This window comes from Chloroflexota bacterium, assembly GCA_035652535.1.
Taxonomy (GTDB): Bacteria; Chloroflexota; UBA6077; order UBA6077; family SHYK01; genus DASRDP01.
Genome location: DASRDP010000046.1, coordinates 1 through 10,245 on the forward strand (window position 1 = coordinate 1; position 10,245 = coordinate 10,245).

The window sequence follows — 10,245 nt, forward strand, 5'->3', positions numbered from 1 at the left end:
TGCGCAAGCGCTCGGCCAGCTCGTCGAGACGGCCGCGCGGCACGCGAAAGGCGATGCGCGGCGTGCCCCGAAATACGCGTGGCGGGGGCTCCTGACGATGCTCCGGAGCCAGGTAGACGGCAAACGCCACGCCGGGGCCCAGGCGGAAATAGAGCTGAGCATTCGGCCGCGGCACCCGCGGGCGCGTATCGGTGTAGAGCGTCTCCCACCGACGCGCCCCGGGCGCGCAGGCATCTTCGCCGCGGCCCCAGGCCCAGGCTCGGGCGAAGTCATCCATGGTCCACCCAACACGCTGTTCCACTCGCGCGTCGAGGACCTGGGTGTAGAAGACCTCGGACCACTCGACGTCGTAGGTCTCGACGGCTGCGTGGTCGATTCCGGTCTCCGACGCTTCGACGAGCTGGAGACGATTGCCGTCCGGGTCGGCGCAGTAGTAGTTCTCTGCACACTCGGCGTCGCGGTCCTCATGGTATCGATCCACCGCGACGCCCATAGCTTCTAAGGCAGCGATCGTCGCCGTGAAGCGGCTGTGGGGGATGCGCAAGGCGCGGTGGATCGCGGTTTCCGGGAACGTCCGTGGCTCCGACTTGCGGGTCAGCGTCAGCGACTGCCCCGAGTCGAGCTGGAGACGCAGCCCCTCGGACTCGGCGGAAGGTTGGCCGACGCCCAATAGCCGGCGGTAGAAGCCGACCGCCCGGTCGAGGTCGGCCACTTCGATCACTGCGCCTGCGTAGCCGGCGACGAGTCCAAGCGGCTCTCCCCGGCGCGGCGGCGTGCGAATATCGACCCAGGTGGTCGCCGCCACGTTATCCTGCCGCGAGGACGATTCCGTCACGAACGGCGTCGCGGCGCCAACAGACCTCGAGAAAATTCCCGCCCGGGTCCTTGAAGTACACGGACTGCGCCACGGGGCTCGTCTCCGGATGGGTCACGGGGCCCTCGAAGGGAACCTCGAGCGCCGTGAGGCGCTCGACCAGGGTCCCAAAGGCCTCCTGGCTCACGCGAAACCCGTGCCGGAAGCCGTTCGTGCCGCGCACCAGGTCCTCCGGCGGCATGGGCATCTCCCCCCGCGGGAGACACACGGCAAACAGCCAATCATTGAGGGCGATGGACGTGTGGACCGACCGCCCGCGCTTCGCATCGTCAGTGTTGAAGTTCACCCGATTCGTGATGAGCCCGCCGAAGACGTTGGCGTAGAAGTCCTCGGCCTCCTTCAAATCCACCACGTTAATACCGCTGTGACTAATACACTCGACTTCAGCCATCCTCTCTCCTCGCCGGGAAATGCTGTCCCGCTGCCGCGAGCGGGGCCACCGCGTAGGGCGGCGCCTCGTCTTCGTCGCGCTCGACGACCACATCGGTATCGACGCGCACGATGCCGTCGTCGCCGACCGTCACCGGATTCATCCGAAGGGGCGGAACATCGCGCATGTGGCCCGTGTGGTCGCCGCAGTAGTTGTACGTCGCGCCATGGAAATTGCAGAAAAAGCGCCAGTGCTCCGGCTGGTGGGCAAGGATGCCGTTGCGATGGCGACACCACCGCGAGAGCGCCAGGAATCCTTCCTCCGCGTGCACCAGGAAGAAATTGCCGGCGCCAAACGACGTGACGGAACCCACCGGGAATTGCTCGACCGGTCCGCACTCGACGACGCCGACCCCCGGCTTGATCAGCTCCTGCGCCTCCGGTCCCTCCGACTGGATTTGCCAGTGGTGCCCGTCTGGATCCCATGCGTCCATGGAGTATTCACCCTTGGACCGAAACGCCGCGCGCTCATCGCTCGTGTCGTACCCGGCCGCCGCGTATCGTTCCTGCGCCTCATGGTATTGATCCATCGTGAGCCAGAACGCGTGGTGGATGGCACCCGAGTTTGGGCGCTGGGGGACTGGCGTATCGACCTCGAGCAAGACGAGGAGCTGCCCCGTGTTCATTCGAAGAACCGAGTGCGGAGCGGTCTCGGAGAGGACGTTCCGGCCAATTACTTCCAGGCCCGCCACGTCTCGATACCACGCCTCGGAGCGATCGAGATCGCTGACCTCGAGGACCAGATGGCTGAATCCGAAGCCCTCCAGGTCCGCCGTCCCCACCTGGGACGCGTGGCCCGGTAGGAACGCCTTCGGTTCGCCGTCCATTGTCCACCCCACGTCGGAACGCTGGGCCGTGGGATTGCCGCGCATCCCACTACGCGAATTCTACGCACCCCTCTGGCCGTGTTCAACCGCGCCAGGGAGTCAGTCCGTAAAGACGGTCACGGAGTTCGCATTCTGGTTCGTCACGTACACGCGGTGGCGGATGTCGTCGACGGCGACCTGGGCGGGGCCGGCGCCGACGGAGACGGTGCGCACAACGCCATTGGTCGCCCCGTCGATGACGGACACGGTGCCGGACCCCGAGTTCGCGACGTAGACGCGGTTTGTGCTGGGCGCCACCGCGACACCGTCGGGATGATTGCCAACGTGAACCGTGGTCACGACCGAGCTCGTCAGGGTATTCACGACCGAGACTGTCCCGTCAGTGAAGTTCGACGCATAGACGCGATGAGTCTGCGGGTTCACGGCGACGCCCGCGGGGTTGTTTCCGAGCGGGATGGTCTGGAGCACCGTCAGGCCGGCGCCATTCACGACCGCGAGGGTGCAGTCCGTGTAGTTGACGACGTAGGCGTTGCCGGTGATCGGGTCGACCGCAACCGCGACGGGGTTGTTTCCCACAAATACCGAGTTCACCGGGGTATTCGTCGCCCCGTCGACGAGCTGAAGGTGACCCGAAAGGTTGCGGACCACATAGACGAGATTCCGCGTCGGATCGACGTCGACCGCGAAGGGGGCATTTGCCTCGGGCACGACCGTCGCGACCGCGTTGGTGTTGCCGTCGATCACCGGTACCGTGTTCGCTCCGGGATTGGTCACGAACACGTGGTGCGTGGTCGCATTCGCCGCCACAGCCATCGGGCCGCTACCAACGGGAACGTTCGCGATGATCGTGTTGGCCGAGCCATCGATCACAGACACCGTGCCGCCGAGACTGTTGGCGACGTACGCGTGATTGAGGAGCGCGTCGACCGCCACGCCGTAGGGCGAGCTTCCCACGCCGATAGTCTGCGATGTCGAGCCCGTGGTCGGCGTGGGGCTGGGGGTCGGAGTCGAAGAGGGCGAAGCGGTCGTCGGCGTCGAGGTGCGCGTCGGCGTGGCGGTCGGCGGCACGACGCGCGCCGTCTGGGTCGGCGAAACAGCAGGCGTCGATCCGGTCGTGGCCGTGGGCGAGGCCGACGTGATTTCGGTGGGGGCCGAGGTCTGCTCCGGCGTCAGGGTTGGAAACGGGTTCACTGGAGGTGGTGGAGGAGCGGTCTGGCCGCCATACCCGCCCACGTAGATGTTCCGTATGGCGGTTGGCTCCTCGCAGGTAAACAGCTCAAGGACGAAACGGCAGTGCGCCGGCATGTCGAGCGTCGCCGTGGGCGTCTGGGTGGGCGGGGGCGTCAGCGTTGGCTCCCGCGTGCTCGTCGAGCTCGGCGTCGGCGTCACGGTGACCCAGATCGTTTGGCCGTGGTCGTCGATGCAGACGCACGGGCATACACGGGCGCCCGGCTCGACGATCGGCGTCTGGGTGAAGAACGGGTTTCCCGCGAAGAGGTCGCCGTGCGTTGCTCCGTAGAGATCGTCGCCATTCTTCAACCGCTCGATGAAATGGTCCGTGAACTTGGAGCCTTTCGAGACCTGATCGGCGGTCGAGGCGGCGACAATCGTTGTGGCCACGGGTCGCAGGTGCGAGATGGCCGCGCCAGCGTGGCACGCCTGCAGGACGACGGTAAGCTGGCAGCAGTGGATATTGCGTGCGATCATGTCGGCCAGGTCGGCACCGGTGATGTCCATCGCGCCCATGTTCGTGTCGTAGTGGTGGACCTTCACCCACTGACCGTTGATCTTCTCCTTGGCCGTGTAGTCCGAAAGCCCGGCGTGCGCGATGACGTAGAGGAAGAGCGTATCGCATGGCTGGAGCTGGCGCCCAACGCCAGCCATGAAGTTCTCGACCTCCTTGCGCTGGCGCTCCTGATCGCCGTTGACGTACCACGTGCTCGGGACATACCGCGGGTCCCCTGGCTGGAATGGCGAGTAGGGCAGCTCCTCATTCGGGCGCTGGGGCCGCAGCCGAAATGTCGGCATGCCGCCCTCGAACGTGGACAGGAACTGCCCGACGCTGTCCGCCTCCGTGCGGAACTCGAAGTCGCGGTCGAGAACGAGGATGGCCGCGTAGTGCCGCGCAATAGGACACGTGGATCCGGTCAGCGTGTCCACCTTTGGGACAGAGGCCGCGTAGACCATGTGCGGAGCGATGTCGCCAGGGGTAGCTGACGCCGCAGAAGCGGTGAGCTTCGGTCTTGCTTCTTCGCTGCCCGCCGCCACCTCAGGCTTCGCGGGTGACAGGGCATCCCCCGCGATGATCCGCTCGGGTGCCGAGTCGCGAGCGTCGCTCGTGTCCCAGACCTGCTGGTCGTTAATGGTCGGCCACCAATCAGCGGGAACGACGGCGTACGCGCCGGTCGACCGATCGGCAAAGACGAAGCGGGTGTCGTGCCCGAAGCGCGGATTGCTCGGCTGATCGTCAATCCATGCGAACCATGCGTCCTGGATGGCGGCGGAGCGAGGAATCTGACCGAGGGGCCAGACGCGCCGGTCCCGCGCGGCCACCCGGTCCCCTGGTGAGACGCGCTCCGGCCAAACGTACACGGCGGCCTCGCCCTGCGGATCCAGGAGCTGCTCGCGGACGAGGCGCGCCACATCGTCGCGGGAAAGTCCTTCAGCCCCTACGCCGGTCGCCTGGCCCGATTCCACGACGCAGACGCGATTCGTCCAGTCCAGCATCTCACGCGCAACGGCCGAAAAATCCTCGCCCCGCAGCACGTCTGGGAGGGTAAGGACCGAATCCGGCGAGATGGTGACGTTCGGGATAAGCTTGGCCATCGCTTCCAGATTCGCGCGCGCCACCTCTACCTGCGCGCCGACCCCTGCGTAATAGGTTGCGACCATTCGCGACGCGGCGGCGTCGCCACAGTCACGCGCGGTCGCCCCTTCCGCGCCGAGATTGGCGCTCGCTTCGACGAGCCCGATCTCCGCCTGGTTGATCGCCCTGCGGGCATTGGCGAGCAGATCGAACGCGTCCCGGTCGCGCGACGAGAAGAAGCGGCCGCGATTCTCCGCGACGAGCGCATCGATCGCGAGACCCTTTCGCTGGAGCGCGCCCATGGAGATGTCGCCCGTGAAACGGCCCTCGATGGCGTCCAGGTCCTGTTGGCCGTCGGCGAACGTGTAGGCGCGAGCCTGCGAAAGGACCGGGCTCGCCTGCGAGAGCACCCCCAGCGCGCCACTCAACAGGACGGCGATCGCGACGAACGCCGCAATAGACGGTGGCTGAGCGAAGCGACCTCGGACTCGCATCGTCTCCTCCTCGGTTCGAGACCCACGGATTCGTCACGTGGCCCAACCGGGGCCGAGTCGGATCGTTTCACGCGACCGATAAGTCAGATACCGAACTGGACGGCCCAGTGCGAAGGCACAATTGTTACGACACGTCATCAAAAATTCAAGCAGCTCCAGATCCTGAGCAGGCTGATAGCCCTGGACGGGCGGGCAGGCCAGGCCTACGATAGAGACTCGGCCGATGGGGAGCTGTGCGGTCTAATGGTTGCGCGCTTGGTCATTGGCCAGGGGAGGCTGGAAATGCGTCAGTCGGCACAGAACGCGTGGATTTCCCTCGGACTGGCTTTACTGCTGGCCGGTTGCGCGGCAGGCGCGCCGCGAGGCCAGACCGCCGCCACGGACCTGCCGCAGGCGAGCGCAAGGAAGCAGATCGTCGCCGGCATCTTGTCCCAGCCGGCCGGCTTTTTCCACGAGATGACCAATCCCACCGGGACGCCCAGCAGCGTGCCAGGGTTACAGGAAACCTATCAGCTCGTGAACGCCACGCTGTCATATACCGATCTTGCCTCAAATCGCCACGCCTGGCTCGCCGAGGACGTGCCCTCGACGGATAACGGGCTCTGGACCGTCCACCCGGACGGACGCATGGACACGACCTGGCGAATTCGGAAGGGTGTCCGCTGGCACGACGGTGAGCCGATGACCTCCGACGACCTCCGCTTCACCATGGACGTCTACCGGGACAAGGATTCCGGCGTCCTCACCATCCCCGAGCTGGCCCTGGTCGAGAGTGTCGACACGCCGGATGCCCAGACGATCGTGGTCCACTGGCGGCGGCCTCTGATTAGCGCCGATTCGATGTTCGGCGGAGGGATTGCCATGTGGCCACTGCCGCAGCACGTCCTCGATCAGCCGTTTCGGGACAACAAAGACGGCTTCCTCGGGCTGTCCTACTGGCGGGGCGATTTCGTTGGGACTGGGCCCTTTAAGGTGGAGGAGTGGGTTACGGACAGCCACATCGTCCTGGTGGCCAACGACGACTATGTGCTGGGCCGCCCGCGCATCGACCAGGTCGTGGTCCGCTTCTTCAGCGAGCGCTCGGCCTTCGTCGCCGCCATTTTGGCCAGCGCGATCCAACTCCCTCTTGGGCGCGGTCTGTACCCCGAGGACGTCATGCAGGTCCGCGAGGCCGGGCACGACATCAAGACGCAGCTCTCCGGTCCTCTCGGGAACCTCGCCCCCGTCTACCCGCAGTTCATGAATCCAGATCCGCCGATCGTCGCGAACGTCAACTTCCGGCGGGCGCTGCTCATGGCGATCGACCGCCAGGAAATGACGGAAACGCTGAACTACGGACTCAGCCCCGTTGCGCAGTCCTGGGTGCAGCCGGACATTCCCGAAGGGCGAGCGGTCGAGGACAGCATCGTCCGCTACGACTACAACCTGCGCGCCGCGAGCCAGATGATCCAGGACCTCGGATACACGAAGGACCCTGACGGAATGTTCCGCGACTCGAGTGGGGCGCTGCTGTCGGTCTCACTGAAAACCCATACCCAGAATTCGGCTCACCAGCCCGGCACGCTCGCCGTTGCCCGCTACTGGAAGGCGGCGGGAATCGACGTCCAGCTCGAGATCCTCGGTGCTGAAGCGGCCCACGACCTGAAGTGGCGCGCCGAATATCCGGCGTTCTTCTTCATCATCCGCGGTTTGCGCATCGATCACCCGGATCAGAACTTCGCCACCAAGGTGATTCCAACGTCGGACAATCACTACGTAGGCGGGAATGTCGCCCGCTTCGGGTCGGCCGAGGCGGACGGATACATCGATCGCTACCTTCGCACGATTCCATTTGGCGAGCGGACGGCCGCGCTTGCCGATCTCGTCCACCTGCAAACCGATCAGGTCACGATGATGCCCCTCTTTTTCCAGGGCGCGGCCTACGTTGTGGGGGCAAACAATATCCAGAACGTGAACGCCGGCACGGCCGGGACGGGACAGGCGTGGAACGCGTACCAGTGGGACATGAGCTGAGCCGGCCGACGGTGCGTCAGCGCGGCCGGGGCCGCAACGACGCCACATTCGGGCACGTCGAGTTTGACCGTGTTCGCCATCCCGGGTAGACTCGCGAATCAGGAGCCGGCGAAGACGATCGACTCTGGCACACGGAGGGAGGTGCACGATGGCCAAGATTCGACACGTCGCGTTCATGATCAAGGAGCCCGCCAAGGTTCGCGACTACTATCAGCAGGCATTCGGGTTCGAGCAGTGCTATTCGTCGGCAAGCGGCGCCTTTATGGTGATGGACGGCACCTTCAACCTTGCCCTTCTGCCGATTCGAGAGGGTGAATCCGAAGTCGTCGGCACGCACCGTGCCGATGGCGGTGAGGCCGACCAGCGGCTGGGCATCAACCACTTCGGGTTCGTCGTCGACAGCGTGGACGAGGCGCTCAGCCGTATCGGGCACGACCTGAAGCACGGAGTCAATCCGCAGGACGGGCGCCCCGCCGAGATGCGCGTCTACGATCCGTGGGGGAACGCCTTCGACCTTTCGTCCCGCGGCTTCTTTGGACGCGAGGAGGTCAAGCTGCCGGCCGTGCGCCAGGTTGTGATCCAGACGGACCGCCCAGCCGAGGTTGCGGAGTTTTACAAGGACAAGCTCGAGTTGGGCGAGGAAGGCCGCGGGGCGGACGGATCGGTATACCTGAGCGATGGGCTCATCCACATGGCGCTCGTTCAGGAGGGCCTCACCAGCAAACAGGGCGTGCAGTACATCGGCATCCAGGTCGACGATTGGCAGACGACGGCCGATCGGTTCCGCTCGATCGGGCAGACGTTGCGAATTCCCAGCAATCCGAACGCGGAGGTCACCGTTCGAGACCCAGAAGGCAACTTGCTGGTGCTTTCGCAGAAAGGTTGGGGCGCATAACCGGCCTCTCATAGACTGTGATCCGGTTGCAACACCGAACAAGTGGTCACAGTCGGTACTATCGAGTTGCCACCGCCGCCCAGGGCAGACGTTCCCTTCTCCGAGCTGCCCTCTCCACTGGGCGGCCGGTGGCCAAAGCCAAACGGGGGTGGACTCCAAATCGGGTCCATCCCCGTTTTCATGGTGGCTCGGCAGGTGTTCCACGCATCCAAAGTTGCGGTCCGTGGTACTATCGCGCATCGACGTTCCAGCGACTGCGCGAATCGTCCTCGCGCGACCGGAGGAGGGAACACGTGGCCGAAAAGGTAACGATCCAGACCCTGCACGAGATGAAACGCCAGCGACAGCGAATCGCGGCCGCCGTCGTCTACGAAGCGCAGATGGCCCAGATCATGGACCGAGCCGGAGCTGACGTGCTGTCCGTCGGCGACAGCGTTTCGCGAACCTTTCTCGGGATCGAGGATGAGTCCGAGTTCACCGTCGAGAAGATGGCGCCGTTCTGCCGCGCCGTCGCGCGCGCCGCGAAACGCGCCCTGGTGAATTGCGACATGCCCGGCTCGGCAGTGAACGCGGGCCCGAAAGCGGCGGCGGAGGCCGCCCGGCGCCTCGCTGGCGAAGGCGCCGAGATGGTCAAGGTCGACATCCGCGAAGACATGGACAGGCTCTTCCCGGTCGTCCTCGGCGTGATCGATAGCGGCGTCGTCCCTGTCTATCCCCAAATCGGCTTCACAGCCTGGTGGGAGCGTCATGGCGGCGACGACGTCGTCGACCTCATCACCGCCAAGGCGAAGGCGCTCGAGGACGCGGGCGCGGTGATGATCGACCTGACAGCGGTGACCGCCGAGGTCTACGAGGCCGCGTCCAAGGCGGTACGCATCCCGGTCATCGGCGGACAGTCCGGACCGGAGGCTGACGGAAAGATCTACGTCAGCTATTCCCTCGTCGGGTACCAGGCCGCCTTACTCGACAAAGAGGACGGCGGGCAAACTGCCGCCCGCTTCATCTTCGACATCGGCAACAAGGCCATCGCGAACGTGCATGCGGGAACGTTCGCGTCGTAGCTGGCAACGGCGGCAAGATTTCACGGGGCCCCAATGAAAACTCTCGTCGTAGAAGATAGCGAGTTCATGGGCAGGATCCTGCAGCGCGCGCTGCGGGAGCGGGGACACGACGTGGTGCTGTGCACCAGCGCGGAAGAGGCGTGGGAGCAATGCATGAACCACGAGTTCCCCCTGATCCTCTCCGACTGGATGCTTCCGGGAATGGATGGTCTCGAGCTATGCCGGAGGATCCGCGGCCTGCCCTGGGGCGACCGCAGCGTGATCTTGATCGTCACCGGTCGCAGCGACGCCAGCGATTTGTCCGCGGTCCTCGACGCAGGCGCGAGCGACTATCTCCCGAAACCGCTGACGCCCGAGCTGTTCCAGGTCCGACTCGCCATCGCCGAGCGCCAGGCGGACGACAGTGCCGCCCGCCGGCTTGCCGAGGCTCAGCTCGTCGAGGCTCGCGCGGCCGCGGCTGAGTCGGCGGCGTGGCGGGAGCTGAGCCGACAGCAGCGCCTGATGATCAACGTCATCTCCCACGAGCTGAACACCCCCCTCTCCGCAATCCTCGGATTCAGCGAGCTGCTCCTCGACCGGGATCTTGTGCCCGACCTGAAGGAGCAGATCGCGGCGATCCACGACGGAGCAACCCGACTCAACACGTTGGTGCGGAGCATCGTCGATCTCTCGCTGCTCGATAGCGGAGAGGCGAAGATCGACATCCAGACCATCGACCTCGGAACCGCGATTCCGGAATGGGCGACCGAGCTGGCGTGCGAGCCCCGGCTCCGGGTGCAGGTCGAAGCCGACCTCCCACCCGTCCAGGGCGACTGGTCGCGCCTCCGACAGGCCGTCCACCACCTC

8 protein-coding genes are annotated in these 10,245 nt (G+C 65.4%); 4 read left to right on the plus strand and 4 right to left on the minus strand.

The features are described 5' to 3' along the window. From VFC51_05410 to VFC51_05425, 4 genes are all read right to left on the minus strand, one after another. A partial coding sequence (locus tag VFC51_05410; GenBank protein HZT06446.1) for a VOC family protein occupies positions 1 to 805 on the minus strand: 805 nt, incomplete at its 3' end. 1 nt (position 806) lies between these two features. Then, positions 807 to 1,265: a VOC family protein gene (locus VFC51_05415; protein HZT06447.1), complete on the minus strand. Its 459-nt coding sequence runs from the start codon at positions 1,263 to 1,265 to the stop codon at positions 807 to 809. Continuing rightward, the gene (locus tag VFC51_05420) at positions 1,258 to 2,130 is read right to left on the minus strand and encodes a VOC family protein (protein ID HZT06448.1); all 873 of its coding nucleotides are present in this window, start codon (positions 2,128 to 2,130) and stop codon (positions 1,258 to 1,260) included. The genes VFC51_05415 and VFC51_05420 overlap by 8 nt, the downstream gene beginning before the upstream one ends. A 99-nt stretch (positions 2,131 to 2,229) precedes the next feature. Further along, positions 2,230 to 5,430: a YncE family protein gene (locus VFC51_05425; protein HZT06449.1), complete on the minus strand. Its 3,201-nt coding sequence runs from the start codon at positions 5,428 to 5,430 to the stop codon at positions 2,230 to 2,232. 282 nt (positions 5,431 to 5,712) lie between these two features. Between VFC51_05425 and VFC51_05430 the strand changes: the two genes are divergently transcribed. The 4 genes from VFC51_05430 to VFC51_05445 form a co-directional block, all read left to right on the plus strand. Further along, a complete protein-coding gene (locus tag VFC51_05430; GenBank protein HZT06450.1) occupies positions 5,713 to 7,443 on the plus strand; it encodes an ABC transporter substrate-binding protein in 1,731 nt (576 codons plus the stop codon). Between the two features lie 148 nt (positions 7,444 to 7,591). Then, positions 7,592 to 8,338 carry a VOC family protein gene (locus VFC51_05435; protein ID HZT06451.1) on the plus strand — a complete coding sequence of 249 codons (747 nt, stop codon included), beginning with the start codon at positions 7,592 to 7,594 and terminating at the stop codon, positions 8,336 to 8,338. A gap of 293 nt (positions 8,339 to 8,631) precedes the next feature. After that, a complete protein-coding gene (locus VFC51_05440; protein HZT06452.1) occupies positions 8,632 to 9,399 on the plus strand; it encodes a 3-methyl-2-oxobutanoate hydroxymethyltransferase in 768 nt (255 codons plus the stop codon). Positions 9,400 to 9,432: 33 nt separating this feature from the next. Beyond that, a partial coding sequence (locus VFC51_05445) for a response regulator (protein ID HZT06453.1) occupies positions 9,433 to 10,245 on the plus strand: 813 nt, incomplete at its 3' end.

Coding starts and splice junctions, on each gene's coding strand:
- VFC51_05425 (HZT06449.1), bottom strand. CDS start 5,430: ATGCGAGTCCGAGGTCGCTTCGCTCAGCCACCGTCTATTGCGGCGTTC.
- VFC51_05435 (HZT06451.1), top strand. CDS start 7,592: ATGGCCAAGATTCGACACGTCGCGTTCATGATCAAGGAGCCCGCCAAG.
- VFC51_05415 (HZT06447.1), bottom strand. CDS start 1,265: ATGGCTGAAGTCGAGTGTATTAGTCACAGCGGTATTAACGTGGTGGAT.
- VFC51_05420 (HZT06448.1), bottom strand. CDS start 2,130: ATGGACGGCGAACCGAAGGCGTTCCTACCGGGCCACGCGTCCCAGGTG.
- VFC51_05430 (HZT06450.1), top strand. CDS start 5,713: ATGCGTCAGTCGGCACAGAACGCGTGGATTTCCCTCGGACTGGCTTTA.